This window comes from Mycobacterium sp. ZZG, assembly GCF_054786995.1.
The window spans coordinates 93,509-108,716 of the sequence record NZ_JBTBFV010000013.1 but is presented as its reverse complement, the minus strand read 5'-3'; the positions used below and the strand labels follow the sequence as shown (position 1 = coordinate 108,716).

Annotated in this window: 12 protein-coding genes and 1 pseudogene; 5 read left to right on the top strand and 8 right to left on the bottom strand. The window is 67.6% G+C overall.

Going from position 1 to position 15,208, the window contains the following annotated elements; all coding sequences use genetic code 11:
* Nucleotides 1-127 precede the first annotated feature (127 nt).
* The 6 genes and pseudogenes from ACXMYJ_RS10650 to ACXMYJ_RS10625 all read right to left on the bottom strand — a co-directional run.
* A pseudogene (locus ACXMYJ_RS10650) lies at nucleotides 128-1,243 on the bottom strand (bifunctional transcriptional activator/DNA repair enzyme AdaA); the annotation flags it as partial.
* 131 nt (nucleotides 1,244-1,374) lie between these two features.
* The gene (locus tag ACXMYJ_RS10645) at nucleotides 1,375-2,307 is read right to left on the bottom strand and encodes a LysR family transcriptional regulator (RefSeq protein ID WP_460355987.1); all 933 of its coding nucleotides are present in this window, start codon (nucleotides 2,305-2,307) and stop codon (nucleotides 1,375-1,377) included.
* 67 nt (nucleotides 2,308-2,374) lie between these two features.
* Nucleotides 2,375-4,717 carry a CaiB/BaiF CoA-transferase family protein gene (locus tag ACXMYJ_RS10640; RefSeq protein ID WP_460355983.1) on the bottom strand — a complete coding sequence of 781 codons (2,343 nt, stop codon included), beginning with the start codon at nucleotides 4,715-4,717 and terminating at the stop codon, nucleotides 2,375-2,377.
* 4 nt (nucleotides 4,718-4,721) lie between these two features.
* Nucleotides 4,722-5,924, bottom strand: a complete 1,203-nt coding sequence (locus ACXMYJ_RS10635) for an acyl-CoA dehydrogenase family protein (protein ID WP_460355981.1) — start codon at nucleotides 5,922-5,924, stop codon at nucleotides 4,722-4,724.
* Nucleotides 5,925-5,926: 2 nt separating this feature from the next.
* Nucleotides 5,927-7,042: an acyl-CoA dehydrogenase family protein gene (locus ACXMYJ_RS10630; RefSeq protein WP_460355978.1), complete on the bottom strand. Its 1,116-nt coding sequence runs from the start codon at nucleotides 7,040-7,042 to the stop codon at nucleotides 5,927-5,929.
* 152 nt (nucleotides 7,043-7,194) lie between these two features.
* The gene (locus ACXMYJ_RS10625; protein WP_460355975.1) at nucleotides 7,195-8,805 is read right to left on the bottom strand and encodes an adenylate/guanylate cyclase domain-containing protein; all 1,611 of its coding nucleotides are present in this window, start codon (nucleotides 8,803-8,805) and stop codon (nucleotides 7,195-7,197) included.
* Nucleotides 8,806-8,852: 47 nt separating this feature from the next.
* On the opposite strand from ACXMYJ_RS10625, the gene nucS reads away from it, so the two are divergent.
* Together nucS and ACXMYJ_RS10615 are read left to right on the top strand one after the other, a co-directional pair.
* The gene (gene nucS / locus ACXMYJ_RS10620; protein WP_260754609.1) at nucleotides 8,853-9,524 is read left to right on the top strand and encodes an endonuclease NucS; all 672 of its coding nucleotides are present in this window, start codon (nucleotides 8,853-8,855) and stop codon (nucleotides 9,522-9,524) included.
* Nucleotides 9,524-9,817, top strand: a complete 294-nt coding sequence (locus tag ACXMYJ_RS10615) for a hypothetical protein (protein ID WP_460355973.1) — start codon at nucleotides 9,524-9,526, stop codon at nucleotides 9,815-9,817. The genes nucS and ACXMYJ_RS10615 overlap by 1 nt, the downstream gene beginning before the upstream one ends.
* On the opposite strand, the gene mce is transcribed toward ACXMYJ_RS10615, so the two are convergent.
* Nucleotides 9,814-10,293, bottom strand: coding sequence for a methylmalonyl-CoA epimerase (gene mce / locus ACXMYJ_RS10610; RefSeq protein WP_260754607.1), 480 nt, complete (start codon nucleotides 10,291-10,293; stop codon nucleotides 9,814-9,816). The two genes, ACXMYJ_RS10615 and mce, sit on opposite strands and share 4 nt — an antisense overlap.
* 93 nt (nucleotides 10,294-10,386) lie before the next feature.
* Here mce and ACXMYJ_RS10605 point away from each other — a divergent pair, with 93 nt between their 5' ends.
* The 3 genes from ACXMYJ_RS10605 to ACXMYJ_RS10595 are packed head-to-tail and all read left to right on the top strand — an operon-like array spanning nucleotide 10,387 to nucleotide 12,912.
* Entirely contained in the window at nucleotides 10,387-11,568 is a 1,182-nt protein-coding gene (locus ACXMYJ_RS10605; protein WP_443189169.1) for an acetyl-CoA C-acetyltransferase, read from the top strand.
* Between the two features lie 51 nt (nucleotides 11,569-11,619).
* Nucleotides 11,620-12,003: a DUF3817 domain-containing protein gene (locus tag ACXMYJ_RS10600; RefSeq protein WP_260758214.1), complete on the top strand. Its 384-nt coding sequence runs from the start codon at nucleotides 11,620-11,622 to the stop codon at nucleotides 12,001-12,003.
* Nucleotides 12,004-12,015: 12 nt separating this feature from the next.
* Nucleotides 12,016-12,912 (top strand): tetratricopeptide repeat protein, encoded by an 897-nt coding sequence (locus tag ACXMYJ_RS10595; protein ID WP_260754605.1) that lies wholly within the window; start codon nucleotides 12,016-12,018, stop codon nucleotides 12,910-12,912.
* Nucleotides 12,913-12,987: 75 nt separating this feature from the next.
* On the opposite strand, the gene glgB is transcribed toward ACXMYJ_RS10595, so the two are convergent.
* Nucleotides 12,988-15,207 (bottom strand): 1,4-alpha-glucan branching protein GlgB, encoded by a 2,220-nt coding sequence (gene glgB / locus ACXMYJ_RS10590; RefSeq protein WP_460355970.1) that lies wholly within the window; start codon nucleotides 15,205-15,207, stop codon nucleotides 12,988-12,990.
* Nucleotide 15,208 lies beyond the last annotated feature (1 nt).

The window sequence follows — 15,208 nt, the reverse complement described above, 5'->3', positions numbered from 1 at the left end:
ATCAGTTCCTCGTCACACTGACGGTGCACACGAACAAGATCAATTCGACAACGGCGGCACAGGCCACATCAGCACGCTCAATGACGTCCACATACCCCGTGATCGTCATCCCGAGAGACGGTCAACAGTCGATGGCGGAAAGCTCTGTCACGGAGGGGAACACGTGGGTGAGGCCGCCGTCGGGATCGTCGATCGGGCGCCCGTACGCCTGGACGAGTCGGCTGGCGTGGGTGCGTGCCGCAGCCATCGACACCTGCTGGCCGAGGACGACCCGGACGGCGAGCTCGTGTTCGTCCACCGTCCGTGGAATACGCTGTCCCGGCGCCTTGGCCACCAGAGCGGCCAACCCCTCGTCGGCGCTCAGCGCGCTGACGACGGCCTCGGGATCGGCGTCGAGGTCGAGCAGGCGCCGGCAACGCGCGATCGCCGCCGACAGGTCACGGAAATCGTCGACGACGAGCCGGCATCGCACATGGTCGGGGTGGGGTGTCAGGCTTGCGATGCCCCGGCCGTTCGGCAACCGCAGAGTCCTGCGGTAGGTCCCTTCTTTGACTTCCTCCACTCCCGGTACGGCGCTTGCCGCCAGATGGCCGAACAGGCCCTCGTAGGCGAACGGCGCCCGCACGGGCAACCGCAGGGACACCACGCCGGTTCCGCCGTCACCGCCCCCGCCGCGGCGGGCCCTGGCGCGGCGGCGAAGCATCGTGGGGGTCATGTCGCAGACTGCGCGGACGGTGTCGTTGAACTGCCGGATGCTGGAGAACCCCGCCGCATACGCGGCGTCGGTGAAGGGCATGTCCGTGGTCTCGATCAGCACCCGGGCCATCTGGGCGCGCTGGGCGCGCGCCAGCCCGAGAGGGGTCGCTCCCACCTCGGACTGGGTGAGCCGTTCCAGCTGACGCACGGTGTATCCCAACCGCGCGGCCAGGCCGGCGACTCCTTCCCGGTCAACCGTCCCGTCGGTGATCAGCCGCATCGCGCGGGCGACGACGTCTCCGCGCATGTTCCATTCCGGTGAACCCGGTGACGCGTCGGGCCTGCATCGCTTGCACGCCCGGAAACCCGCCCGCTGGGCGGCCGCCGCGGTCGGATAGAAGCGCAGGTTGTGTGCGTACGGGGGTCGGACCGGGCAACTCGGCCGGCAATAGATCCCTGTGGTGAGCACAGCGGTGACGAACCAGCCGTCGAACCGGGCATCCTTGGATTGCACGGCCCGGTAGCAGCGGTCGAAGTCGGTGTGCACGCATCGACGATGACACGTGGGCCAGGGGTAGAACTAGCGGAAAAACGACATCGTCGTTCGCGGTCCCGCCGGTCCGCGTTGTTCTGGGGCGAACACACTTAGGTCGCCACCTAAGGGCGGTGTGCCGGAGTTCAGGCGCCGCGGTGCACCGGACCCAACCGGTCGGCGATCTGCTCGACGGTCAACTCGACCTCGGCGAGCCGCGCCTGCACCCGCTCGGGTACCCAGGAGAGTGCGATTTCCGCAGGGCCCCAGGTGCTTTCGTCGACGGGAATCAACTTGAACTCCGGCGGAGAGAAGATCTTGCCGATGAACGAGTCCGGGGCGTAGCTGACCACCGCGACCAGATGCCGGTTGAACACCTGGGTGGCCATCTCCACCTCGCCGCCACGCTGGTTGGTGGTGCGCACGATGCGGTAGATGCCCCTGCGGTTGAGCCGACGCGTGAGGCCGGCCAGCACCACCGGGTTGGGTCGGGCGAAGTCGATGGCGACTTCACGGTCGCGCAGTTCCTCGATGGACACCAGGTCCTTGGCCGCAAGCGGGTCGTCGAACCGGACGGCGATCCCGCCCTGGTAGCTGGCCACCACCTTGTGCCGGAGCCGCTTGTCGGTGGCGGGCAGGTGGATCAGACCGAGTTCGGACTGCCCGGCGATCAGCTTGGCGGTGACCTCGGCGGCGGAACCCGGCACGCTGAACTCGGTCGGTACCGGCAGTCCCGCGATGACGGCTTCCAGTTCGGCGAGAAGGTCCGAGGGGGCATAGGCCGTCGCGCTGACCCGGATCGGCGCCAGGCCGCGCACCCCGCGGGTCGCGGCCGACCTGAAGTCCTCAACCTGGCGCAGGATCTCGCGCGCCGGACCCACCAACTGCCGGCCGAGCGGGCTGAGTCGCACCTCGTGGTAGCCGCGTTCGAACAACGGTCCGCCGAGTTCTTTCTCCAGCAGCTTGATCTGCTTGCTCAGCGGCGGAGGCGTGATCATCAACTTGTCGGCAGCGCGCTTGAAATGCAGTTCGTCCGCGACAGCGACGAAATACCTGAGCCTGGTGAAGTCGATGTCCATTCCCGTCGCATCCGCATGTGGGGCTGCTGCCACCTGGAATGCTACGAGATCGGCGCCGCCGCCCTGATCACGGCTGGGCGGGGACCCCCACCACCGGGCTCTCCAGCACACCGCGCTCCAGTAGCGCAGCGATCTCGGCGGCGTCGAGCCCGAGCAGTTCGGTGGCGATCTCGGCGGTCTGCTCACCGAGCAACGGCGCCTGTCCCAGCGGCGGGTCGGGCACGTGATCGCAGTGGATCTGGACGTTCTCCATCATGAACGGCTCGGTTCCATGCGGGTGCAGTTCCTCGCGGAACGCGCGGCGCTGCTCGTAGTAGCCCCACCCCGGGATCTCATGGGCGTGCAGCACCGCGCCGGCCGGTACACCCGCGGCCTGCAATACGGTCATCGCGTCCAGATGCGACCGTTGCGCGGTCCAGACGCGCACGGCCTCGTCCAGCGAGGCAGACTGTTGCGCGGAGTGGCCCACGACGCCGGCCAGCGCGCGGCGGTCGGTGTCGTCGCGCACGGTGATCGCGACCCACTGGTCGTCACCGGCGGTGCGATACAGGCCCCACGGGCTGTCCGCGGCCACCGTGCCGGTGTCGGTGTGCCCTGCGCGCTGCAGCGCATCGGCGGCGATGTCGGCGGCGAGGTGGCTCAGCATCACCTCAGCCTGCGAGATGCTGGCCGCGCCGCCCTCGCCGGTGCGCTCGCGCCGCAGCAGCAACGCCAGTGCCGACAGCGTCCCGATCCGCGCGGCCACGTGGTCGGGGTAGACGGTGACGGTGTCGCAGAACGTGTCGACTTCGCCCGGGTAGGTCCACAGATTCGTGAAACCCACCGCGGCGCGCACCAGCGGGCCGTAGCCCAACCGCTTGGCCCACGGGCCCGTCGGGCCGAACGCGGAACTGTCGACCACCACGATGTTCGGGTTGATCCGGCGCAGCGTCGCGTAGTCCATTCCGAGTGCTTCGGCCACACCTGGCTTGTAGTTCGTCAGCACCACATCCGACTGCGTCACGAGTCGGTGCGCGAGTTCCCGGCCCTCCTCCAGGCGCAGGTCGATGCCGATCGACCGCTTGTTTCGGTGGCCCGCCGCGAACGGCTGCGTCATCGCTGTCGGTCTGCCGATCCGCAGGCCGTCCATATGTGCGGAATGTTCGATCTTGACCACGTCGGCGCCGAGGTCACCGAAAAGCCTTGCGGTGTCGGCTCCGACGACGATCACGCCGAGATCGAGGACGCGGACACCGCCGAGCGGCAGACCCTGGCCCTGGCGGTCGCGAGCGGCCAGCAGCGGCGCCTCCGACGGGCGCGGTGCCGCGGTCGCCGGCACGTTCAGCGCGCTGGCCCGATGGCCGTCGATCTCGCTGACGCCCGCCGGAATCGGCGCCACCACACCGGGGGCCAGTTCCGCGTCGTGGAAGAAACCGCGGGTGGTGAAGTGTTCGGCATCGAGTGCTTCCGACAGCGTGAGAACCGCCGCCGCGGGCACACCGTGCGCCTGGCACTGAGTTTCCAGTTCCGCGCGCGTCTTGTCGGCGCAGAAGCGTTCGATCGCTTCGAGAAGATGTGGTGACCTGAAACGCTTTCCGAGCTTGTCGTAGGACGGATCGGCGAACTCTTCGGGCTTGCCCATCAACGTGAACATGCCGTGCCACTGCCGCTTCGACAGGATGCAGATGCGAACGTGCCCGTCCTTGCATCCGATGATCGGGTAGCGCTGCTTCTCGGCATTCCAGTCGCGCTGCTGGGCGCTGACCGCGACACCGGCCGACGCGCTGCCCGCAGACCCGAACGGCGGATCGAGGGCCTGCATCGCGCCGTCGAGGACCGCGAAGTCGATCAGATCGCCTTCGCCGGTGCGTAACCGGTCCAGGAACACACTCAGCGTCATCACCGCGGCCTGCCCGGCCGCCACCTGGTACGGCAGATCTGCGGGTGGGATCAGCGGCTCCCGCCCGGGAATGCCGGACCGCGACAGCTCGCTCGAAAGTGCGTGCAGCACAGGGCTAGTCGCCTGCCACGTGCGGTACTCCGAATCGCGCCCGAAATCACTGATCGACAGGATCACCAGATCGGGGTGCTGGGCGCGGATGGTGCGCACCTCCAGAGCCGCCTCGGCCTGCGAGCCGGGACGGGTGTTCTCGATCAGGATGTCGGCGCGGTCGAGCAGTCCGGCGAACGTCTGCCGGCCGGCCGGAGTCGACGCGTCCACCTCGACGACGGGCATGCCGTTGCGGTTGATCGCGGTGCCGATCGGCACGCCGTCGATGTACGGGCCGACCGTCGCATCGTCGGTGATGCCATGCAGCTGTACCACGGTGATCTCGGCGCCCAGGTCGGCGAGAAGGCGCGCGACAGCTGTCATCGGACCGGTGCTCAGATCAAGGATCCGAACACCGGAAAGCGGTGGGTCGTAACTCATCTGATCAGTTCTTCCGGATCTCGCGGAACGCGATGTCGCGGTCGACTTCGGGCTCCTTGGGCAGCCCGAGGACCCGCTCGCCGATGATGTTGCGCTGAATCTGGTCGGTGCCGCCACCGATCGAGGTGAAGAACGCGTTGAGCGTCAGGAAGTTGACGTCGTCGGCCTCCGGGTTCTCGGCCCCGGCCAGCAGCGCCTGGGCGCCGATGATGTCGGTCTTCAACCGTGCCTCGGCGTGCAGGATGGCAGACATGGCCAGCTTGCCCAGCGACATGACCGGGCTGGAGGTCCCCTGCTTGGCGTCGGCCTTGGCGCGAGCATTGTTGAGACTGTTCAGTTCTCGCAATGCCAGCACGTCGGCCAGCGACCGGCGGATCGCGGCGACGTCGAGACGGCCATGCTCGCGGGCCAGTTCGACCAGGCCGTTGGCCTTGGAGCTGTTGCGGCCGATCCGACTGCTGGAACCCATGATGGAGCGCTCGTAGGCCAGGGCGGTCTGCAGCACTCGCCAGCCGTTGCCGACGCCGCCGACGACGTAGGCGTCGGGCACCAACGCATCGGTGATGAACACCTCGTGGAAGTGCGATTCACCGGTGATCTGGATGAGCGGGCGCACCTCGATACCGGGCTGCTTCATCGGCACGATGAAGAACGTGATGCCCTGGTGCTTGGGCACATCCCAGTCGGTCCGCGCGATCAACAGCGCGTAGTCGCAGGTCTGTGCACCCGAGGTCCACACCTTCTGGCCGTTGATGATCCACTGGTCGCCGTCGCGCACCGCGGTGGTACGCACACCGGCCAGATCCGAACCGGCGCCGGGCTCGCTGTAGAGCAGACAGGTGCGCGACTTCTCGGTCAGGAAGTCCCGCAGCAGATCGGCCTTGAGTCGATCGGTGCCGAACGCGAGCGTCGTGTTGGCCGGGATGCTGAACTGGTCCTGGCAGGCGCCGGGCGCGCGGACCGCGCGGAACTCCTCGGCGATCACCTTGGCGAGTTGGTTCGGGTACGCCCGGCCATACCACTCGGTGGGGTAGGTGGGTGCGCCGTAGCCGGCCTCGACGACCTTGTCCAGCCACGCGATCCGCTCGGGCGGGCTGACCCACGGGTCATCGGACTTGGGCAGCGTGACACCGGTCCACTTCTGTGCCAGCCATTGGCGGACCTCGGCGCGCAGTTCGTCGGAGCTGGGCAGATTGTTGTCGCTCATGGTCATGCGCCCTTCGAGAGCAGGTAGCGTTCGCGGTGCGAAGCCGAGCCGCCGAACAGTTGCAGGCCGCTGCGGGCCCGACGGACGTACAGGTGCGCGGGGTGCTCCCAGGTGAAGCCGATGCCGCCGTGCATCTGCACCGCAGCCATGGTGGTCTTCACATAGGCTTCGGCGCAGGCGAACCCGGCCAGCGCGACCGCCCCGGCACGCGCCTCGGCAGTGCTGTCGGCCGTGTTGTCGGTGGAGGCAATGTATGCCGCGGCGTTCTGCGCCGCCGAGGTGGCCGACTCGACCTCCAACAGCAGATCGGCTGCCATGTGCTTGAGTGCCTGGAAGCTACCGATCGCCCGGCCGAACTGGAACCGGGTCTTGAGGTAGGAGATGGTGATGTCGAAGATGCGCCGCGTGCCGCCGACCTGCTCACCGGCCGACGCGACCACTGCGAAGTCCAATGCCTCCTGGACGGCCTCCCAGCCCGCGGTGCCGAGGCGGCGCGCGGGGGTGTTGGTGAACGTGTAGGTGGACAGACGCACGGTCGGGTCGAACACGGTGACCGCGGCCCGGTCGAAACCTGGTGCGGCCGTGTCCACCTCGAACACGCCGACACCGTCGTCGGTGCGGGCGACGACCAGCACGACGTCGGCGACCTGCCCCCACGTGACGTAGTGCGCGGCGCCGGTGAGGGTGCCGTCGGCACCCGCTTGCACGTCCACGCCGTCGGCCGTCCACGAACCGGTCCGGCCTGTCAGGGCCACGGTGCCGATGGCAGCGCCGTCGGCCAGAGAGGGCAGCAATCGCTGCTTGTCCTCGTCGGAACCCGCTGCGTTGATCAATGCGACGGTCAGCACGGCGCTGGAGATGAACGGTCCCGGAAGCAGCGCGGCGCCGGTCTCCTCGGCGACGGCTTCGAGTTCCAGAGCACCGAAACCCAGCCCGCCGAAGTCGGCGTCGACGAGCATGCCCAGCACACCCTGATCGGCCAATCGACCCCACAGTTCGCGATCGAAGCCCTCCTCGGAGTTCATCACCCGCCGCACGTCGGCCTCGGTGCACTTGTCGGCCAACAGTTCACCGACCGCACTGCGCAGCTCCGCGCGCTCGGCCACACTGATCGTCATCCTCAACCGCCTCTCCCGGCTCGTCCCCACCATGCTCGACGTCGTTGGCCGTCGCTGTACATCACGAATCCGGACACCGACCGATTTCCGGTTGGGACATGCCGATCCGGGGCAGGTTTGCCAACCGAGGCGGTCCCGTCCTTCGCGGTGACCTACGGTTCACCGGCCGGGGTGGCCAGCCGCGTGGGCTGATCGTGCCCGCGCAGCGTCACGGTCTCACCCAGCTGCCAGTGCGCACGCTCGGACTCGGTCGCGCCCTCGACCGCGTCGGCCGAGGCCACCAGCAGGTGAGGCTCGTTCTTGGCCAGTTCGCTCAATCTCGCGGCTTCGTTGACCGGCTCACCGATCACCGTGTACTCGAAACGTTCCTTGGCCCCGACATTGCCCGCCACCACCTGGCCGGCCGCTACGCCGATGCCCGCGGCGCACTCCGGCACCTCGGTGCGCAGCCGCCGCGCCATCGCGCGGGCTGCCGAGAGCGCCTCGGTCTCGGCGTTGTCCAGCGCGACGGGCGCGCCGAACACCGCCAGGACCGCGTCGCCCTCGAACTTGTTCACCAGCCCGTGGTGGTTGTCGACCTCGTCGACGACCACGTCGAAGAACCGGTTGAGCAACTCGACGACCTCGGCGGCGGGCCTGCTCGTGACGAGCTGGGTTGAACCGATGATGTCGATGAAGATGACGGCCGCGTGGCGTTCCTCGCCGCCGAGTTCTATCTGCTGCTTCTCGGCGGCCAGGGCGACTTCGCGGCCGACGTGCCGGCCGAAAAGGTCGCGCACCCGCTCGCGTTCGCGTAAGCCGTGCACCATCGAGTTGAAGCCGCGCTGCAGCTCACCGAGTTCGGTGCCGTCGAACACCACCAGGTTGCAGTCCAGATCGCCGTCCTCCACGTGCTGGAGCGCGGCCCGCACGACGCGCACCGGGGTGGCGATGAGCCATGACAGCAGCCACATCAGGATCAACCCGAAGAGCAGGGCGACCAGCGCGATGATCATCACTGCTATGGCGAACTGCGTCGAGCTCAGATTCTGCAGGGCCAGCGCGAATATCGCGAGCAGCAGGATGCCGAGGACGGGCACCCCGGAACTCAGCAGCCACACGGTCATGGTCCGGCCCATCACACCGTGCGCCAGCCGGCGCGGCGGCCGGCCCGCCTCGAGCGCCTGCGCGGCGATCGGGCGCAACGCGAACTCGGTGATCATGTAGCACGCGGTCGCGACCACGATGCCCGGAAAGCCCACCGCGAACAGGAACCGCGGGATGAAGGCCGTGTCCTGCAGGCCGTACAGCAGCGTCAGCAGCGCAGCGCCGAAACCCCAGAGCAGCAGCAGCACCTGCGCCACCCGCGACGGGGCGAGGAACACGTTGCGCTGATCGGTGCGCGTCGGCCTGCGCTCTTCGATCGCCCAGCGCAACGACCCGACGGTCCGCGAGGTGATCCACGCCGTGCCGAAAACCAGGGCCAGCACCATGTAGGCGGGCACGACGCCGAAGGTCAGCCACGCGGGGGCGTCGGAGAAGACACTGGGCACCGGGATGGCGACCGTGTTGAGCAACAGCGACACCGCGATGCCCAGGATGTTGGTGAACAGGAGAAGGAACGTCAGGATGACCTGGATGCGGACGCGTCGGCGAGCTTGGCTTTCCTCCGGCTTGCCCAGCAGCCAGGACCCGTAGTCCGGCGTCCCCAGGCGCCCGCTCTGTCGCGTCACCCTCTCAAGCACTCGACCCAACCGGTGCGGCACGCTCTTCGTCGCGTTCATTGTGGCGTCAGCCTAGTGACACTTCGTCCGCCATCTATGGTGGTTCCGTGCGCCTCGTCATCGCCCAGTGCACCGTGGACTACGTCGGACGACTCACCGCTCACCTGCCTTCGGCCCGGCGGCTGTTGCTGTTCAAGGCAGACGGGTCGGTCAGCGTGCATGCCGACGACCGTGCCTACAAGCCCCTGAACTGGATGTCTCCTCCCTGCTGGATCATCGAGCAGCCCGATGGCGAAGCGCCGGTCTGGGTGGTCGAGAACAAGGCGGGGGAGCAGCTGCGGATCACGGTGGAGGGGATCGAGCACGACTCCTCCCACGAGTTGGGTGTCGACCCGGGTCTGGTCAAGGACGGCGTCGAGGCGCATCTGCAGGCCCTGCTCGCCGAGCACGTCGAACTCCTCGGCGCCGGCTACACATTGGTGCGTCGCGAGTACATGACCCCGATCGGGCCGGTCGACCTGCTGTGCCGGGACGAGCGGGGCCGCTCGGTCGCTGTGGAGATCAAGCGCCGGGGCGAGATCGACGGGGTCGAACAACTCACCCGCTACCTCGAACTGCTCAACCGGGACTCACTGCTGGCGCCCGTCGCCGGGGTGTTCGCCGCCCAGCAGATAAAGCCGCAGGCCCGCACTCTGGCAACTGATCGTGGAATCCGATGTGTGACTTTGGATTACGACAAGATGAGGGGCATGGACAACGACGAGTTCCGACTGTTCTGATGGGCAGGCGGCGCACTCCGCGCAAACGAGCGCCGGTGCGTGACCCGCTGCCCGCGCCGCGGCGCATCGAGGCGGGCTCCGACGGCTACGACTATGAGGTCCGCACGGTGCCGGGCGCGCGGGCGGCCAAGGCTTACCGGTGTCCGGGGTGCGATCACGAGATTCGGCCGGGCACGGCGCACGTCGTCGTGTGGCCGGTCGACGATCCGGAAGGGATGGACGATCGGCGTCACTGGCACACGTCGTGCTGGACGCACCGCGCCACGCGCGGTCCGACCCGCCGGTGGTCCTAGTGCGCTGCCGAATCCTTGGCGGGCTCGACCAGCTCGATCAGCACGCCGCCGCCGTCCTTCGGATGGATGAAATTGATCCGCGAGTTCGCGGTGCCGCGCCGCGGGGTGTCGTACAGCAGCCGGACGCCCTGCTCACGCAGGCGCTCGCTGAGCGCGTCGATGTCGCTGGTTCGGTAGGCCAGCTGTTGCAGGCCGGGGCCCCGCTTGTCGATGAACTTGGCGATCGTCGAGGTCTCGTCCAGCGGCGACATCAACTGGATCTGTGCGCTGCCCACCGGCGCGCCGCGCACCGACAGCATCGCCTCGCGGACACCCTGCTCCTCGTTGATCTCCTCATGGAGCACGATCATGCCCAGGTGGTCGTGATACCACTTGATCGCCACGTCCAGATCGGGGACGGCGATGCCGACATGGTCAATCCCGGTCACCAGCGCGGTGGCCAATGCCGGACGGGCGTCAGTCTGCTCGGCGGTCATAACGTAAAGGTAACCTAACAAGATCAGTTTCGAATAGGCCGGTGCGCACGTATAGCCTCTTTCCAGCCATCCGAAACAAGTGTGGAGGTCGTCATGACGACGTCAGTGATCGTTGCTGGAGCGCGTACCCCGGTGGGCAAGCTGATGGGTTCGCTCAAGGATTTCAAGGGCAGTGATCTCGGTGCCGTGGCGATCGCCGGCGCGCTGGAGAAGGCGAACGTTCCCGCCTCCGCGGTCGAGTACGTGATCATGGGCCAGGTGTTGACGGCCGGCGCCGGCCAGATGCCGGCGCGGCAGGCTGCGGTGGCTGCCGGCATCCCGTGGGACGTGGCGTCGCTGACGATCAACAAGATGTGCCTGTCGGGCATCGATGCGATCGCGCTGGCCGATCAGCTGATCCGGGCGGGTGAGTTCGACGTCATCGTCGCCGGTGGTCAGGAGTCGATGACCCAGGCCCCGCACCTGCTGATGAACAGCCGGTCAGGGTACAAGTACGGCGACGTCACGGCGCTCGATCACCTGGCTTACGACGGTTTGCACGACGTGTTCACCGATCAGCCGATGGGCGCGCTGACCGAGCAGCGCAACGACGTCGACCGGTTCACCCGCGCCGAGCAGGACGAGTACGCGGCGTCGTCGCATCAGAAGGCGGCCAGGGCGTGGAAGGACGGGGTCTTCGCCGACGAGGTGGTGCCCGTCAAGATCCCGCAGCGCAAGGGCGACCCGATCGAGTTCAGCGAGGACGAGGGCATCCGCGCCGATACCAGCGCCGAGTCGCTCTCGGGCCTGAAGCCCGCGTTCCGCAAGGACGGCACCATCACCGCCGGTTCGGCGTCGCAGATCTCCGACGGCGCATGCGCGGTCGTGGTGATGAGCAAGGCCAAGGCCGAGGAGTTGGGGCTGAGTTGGCTGTGCGAGATCGGTGCCCACGGCGTGGTGGCCGGTCCGGATTCGACGCTGCAGAGCCAGCCGGCCAACGCGATCAAGAAGGCGCTGACCAAGGAAGGCATCTCGGTCGACCAGCTCGACGTCGTCGAGATCAACGAGGCATTCGCCGCCGTGGCGCTCGCGTCGACCAAGGAGTTGGGGATCGACGCTGAGAAGGTGAACACCAACGGCGGCGCCATCGCTATCGGTCACCCGATCGGGATGTCCGGCGCGCGGATCACGCTGCACGCCGCGCTGGAGTTGGCTCGTCGCGGTTCGGGCTACGCGGTGGCCGCGCTGTGCGGCGCCGGCGGGCAGGGTGACGCCCTGATCCTGCGCAGGCCCTGAGCAACTCGCATCAACGACGCGGTGTAGTAGCTGGTCGTGCGGTCGGGCACAATGGCCGGCATGACTAGCGCTTACGACCTCCGCAGCGCGGCGGGCTGGTTCCGGTTGATCGCTTTTGCCGAGGCGGTCAGCTGGGTCGGACTGCTGCTCGGTATGTACTTCAAGTACCTGGGCTCACCGCAGACCGAGATCGGTGTGAAGGTGTTCGGCCCGGTGCACGGCGGCGTGTTCGTCGCGTTCGGGGTGGCCGCGCTCGTCGTCGGGATCTTGAACAAATGGGGTGTCGGGACGTGGTTGCTGGCGTTGCTGGGCAGCATCGTACCGTTAGGTAGTGTGATCTTCCTCATATGGGCTGATCGCAGTGGTCGGATGGGATCCCAGCCGGTTTCCGACGGGCTTCCTCGACCGGGCGCGCCGGTACCCGAAACGACGTGACAGACTTGAGATGTGACTCGACCTGGACCCCGAATTTCGTCTGCGCTGACGGGAGCTGTCGACCTGTCGGCGCTCAAGCAACGCCCCGCGGCCGGCGATAGCGCGCCGGCAGGGAACCCGGGTGGCGTGGAGATCACCGAAGCCAACCTCGAAGCCGAGGTGCTGGCGCGCTCCACCGAGGTGCCCGTCGTCGTGCTGCTGTGGTCGCCGCGCAGCGATTCCAGTGTCCAACTCGGTGAGGCGCTGTCCGCGCTGGCCGCCGCCGACGGCCCCAAGTGGGCCTTCGCCTCGGTCAATGTCGACACCACGCCGCGCGTCGCGCAGATGTTCGGTGTGCAGGCGGTGCCGACCGTTGTGGCGTTGGCCGCGGGCCGACCGCTGTCCAGTTTCGAGGGCATGCAGCCGCCCGAGCAGCTGCGGCGCTGGATCGACTCCCTGCTGAGCGCAACAGCCGGCAAGCTCGCCGGGGGTGCCGGCGATGCAGACGGCGCTGAAGCGGTCGATCCCGAGGTTGAGCAGGCGCGCGCCCATCTCGACGCCGGGGATTTCGACGCCGCACGCAACGCGTACCAGGCGATCCTCGACGCCGACCCGAATCATCCCGAGGCCAAGGGCGCAGTGCGTCAGATCGAGTTCCTGCAGCGTGCGACCACGCATTCCCGGGACGCGATCGCCGCGGCCGATGCGGCACCCGACGACATCGACGCCGCGTTCGCCGCCGCCGACGTCGAGGTCATGCAGCAGGATGTCGCCGCCGCGTTCGCGCGGCTGACCGCTCTGGTGAAGCGCACCGAAGGCGACGACCGCACCCGGGTGCGCACCCGCCTCATCGAGCTCTTCGATCTGTTCGACCCAGCCGACCCGGACGTCATCGCGGGGCGGCGCAATCTGGCCAACGCCCTCTACTGATCCCGCCGAAATCGCATTCCATGCGGCCCCGACTCGGGATTTGGCGCGTGGAATGCGATTTCGCCGCAAAGTCGGTCAAGGTTTTTCGGGCTCGAACCACAGCGCGGTCAGGGGCGGCAGCACCATCACCGCTGAGGCCGGCCTGCCGTGCCACGGCTCGTCGGTGGCCTCCACGGCACCGTAGTTGCCGATGCCCGAACCGTGATAGGTATCGGAATCGGTGTTGAGCACCTCGCGCCACTTGCCCGCATGCGGCAGCCCCAACCGGTAGCGGGTGTGCTCTGAGCCCGAGAAATTGAACACGCACGCCATCATCGAGCCGTCGTCGCCGAACCGCAGGAAGCTCAGCACGTTGTTGGCGGAGTCGTTCGCGTCGATCCAGGAGTAGCCCTCGGGTTGGGTGTCCCGCGACCACAACGCCCGGCGCGTGCGGTAGATCTCGTTGGCATCGGTGAGCATTCGCAGAATTCCGTCGGAGAAGCCCTGCTCGTCGAGCTGGAACCAGTCGACCCCGCGCTCCTCGGACCACTCGGCACGCTGGCCGAATTCCTGGCCCATGAACAGCAGCTGCTTGCCCGGGTGTGCCCACTGGTAGGCCAGCAGGCCGCGAATGCCTGCGGCCTTGCTGTGATCGTCGCCTGGCATCCGGCCCCACAGCGTGCCCTTGCCGTGCACCACCTCGTCGTGGCTGATCGGCAGCACGTAGTTCTCGCTGAACGCGTACAGCATCGAGAAGGTGATCTCGTGGTGGTGGTAGCTGCGGTGGATCGGGTCCCGCTTGATGAACTCCAACGTGTCGTTCATCCATCCCATGTTCCACTTCATCGAAAAGCCGAGGCCGCCAAGGCTTGTCGGGCGCGTCACGCCCGGCCAGGAGGTCGACTCCTCGGCGATGGTGACGATGCCGGGGTTGATCTTGTGCACGGTGGCGTTCATCTCCTGCAGGAACTGCACGGCCTCGAGATTCTCGCGGCCACCGTAGATGTTCGGCGACCAGCCGCCTTCCGGGCGGGAATAGTCGAGGTAGAGCATCGAGGCGACGGCGTCCACGCGGAGCCCGTCGACGTGGAACTCCTGCAGCCAGTACAGCGCGTTCGCCACCAGGAAGTTGCGCACCTCGGCTCGACCGAAGTCGAACACATAAGTGCCCCAGTCCAATTGCTCGCCGCGGCGGGGATCGCCGTGCTCGTAGAGCGCGGTGCCGTCGAAGCGGCCCAGCGCCCACGCGTCCTTCGGGAAGTGGGCGGGCACCCAGTCCACGATCACGCCGATGCCGGCCCGGTGCAGCGCGTCGACGAGGTAGCGGAACTCGTCGGGAGTGCCGAACCGCGACGACGGCGCATAGTACGAGGTGACCTGGTATCCCCAGGAACCCCCGAACGGATGCTCGGCCACCGGCAGCATCTCGACGTGGGTGAAGCCGTGCTCAACAACATAAGCGGTGAGCTGCTCGGCCAGCTCGGTATAGCTCAGTCCGGGCCGCCATGAGCCCAGGTGCACCTCGTAGGTGCTCATCGGTTCGAAGACGGGATTGCGCAGCGCCCGCCCGCTCATCCACTCCTCGTCGTTCCACGTGTAGTCGCTCTCGAACACGCGCGAGGCGGTCTGCGGAGGGACTTCGGTCGCGAACGCCATCGGATCGGCGCGGTCGGTGACCGCCCCGTCGGCGCCGTGCACCCGGAACTTGTAGAGCCCGCCGTCAGGGAAGTTGGGCCAGAACAGCTCCCACACGCCGGTGGAGCCGAGCACGCGCATCTGCGCCTCGTTGCCCCAGTGGTTGAAATCGCCGGTGACGCTCACACCCTTGGCGTTCGGCGCCCACACCGCGAACGACACCCCGGTGACCTCACCGTCGGGGGTGGTGAAGCTGCGCGGGTGCGCCCCGAGGACCTCCCAGAGCCGTTCGTGCCGGCCCTCGGAGAACAGGTGCAGGTCGACCTCGCCGAGGGTCGGAAGGAACCGGTAGGCATCGGCGACGGTGTGCACGAAGGCCGACTCGTCTTCGGAGTACTTGATCTCGAACCGGTAGTCGATCAGATTGACGAACGGGACCGCGACGGCGAACAGGCCTGCCTCGATGTGGCGCAACGGATATCGCGTGCCGCCGATCACCGCGACCACCTCTACGGCGTGCGGCCGGAAGGCGCGGATCACGGTGTGATCGTCGTATTCATGCGCGCCGAGGACCGAATGCGGGTCGTGGTGCTCGCCGGCCAGCAGCCGGTTCAGGTCGGCGGTGTGCGGCCGCAGGTGCGGGCTGTCCACCTGATTCTGGATATTGGACGCGTTGGTCATG

Coding starts and splice junctions, on each gene's coding strand:
- ACXMYJ_RS10645 (WP_460355987.1), bottom strand. CDS start 2,307: ATGGACATCGACTTCACCAGGCTCAGGTATTTCGTCGCTGTCGCGGAC.
- ACXMYJ_RS10615 (WP_460355973.1), top strand. CDS start 9,524: ATGGGCAGGCGGCGCACTCCGCGCAAACGAGCGCCGGTGCGTGACCCG.
- ACXMYJ_RS10635 (WP_460355981.1), bottom strand. CDS start 5,924: ATGAGCGACAACAATCTGCCCAGCTCCGACGAACTGCGCGCCGAGGTC.
- glgB (WP_460355970.1), bottom strand. CDS start 15,207: ATGACCAACGCGTCCAATATCCAGAATCAGGTGGACAGCCCGCACCTG.
- ACXMYJ_RS10630 (WP_460355978.1), bottom strand. CDS start 7,042: ATGACGATCAGTGTGGCCGAGCGCGCGGAGCTGCGCAGTGCGGTCGGT.
- ACXMYJ_RS10640 (WP_460355983.1), bottom strand. CDS start 4,717: ATGAGTTACGACCCACCGCTTTCCGGTGTTCGGATCCTTGATCTGAGC.
- ACXMYJ_RS10625 (WP_460355975.1), bottom strand. CDS start 8,805: ATGAACGCGACGAAGAGCGTGCCGCACCGGTTGGGTCGAGTGCTTGAG.
- ACXMYJ_RS10600 (WP_260758214.1), top strand. CDS start 11,620: ATGGCCGGCATGACTAGCGCTTACGACCTCCGCAGCGCGGCGGGCTGG.
- mce (WP_260754607.1), bottom strand. CDS start 10,293: ATGACCGCCGAGCAGACTGACGCCCGTCCGGCATTGGCCACCGCGCTG.
- ACXMYJ_RS10605 (WP_443189169.1), top strand. CDS start 10,387: ATGACGACGTCAGTGATCGTTGCTGGAGCGCGTACCCCGGTGGGCAAG.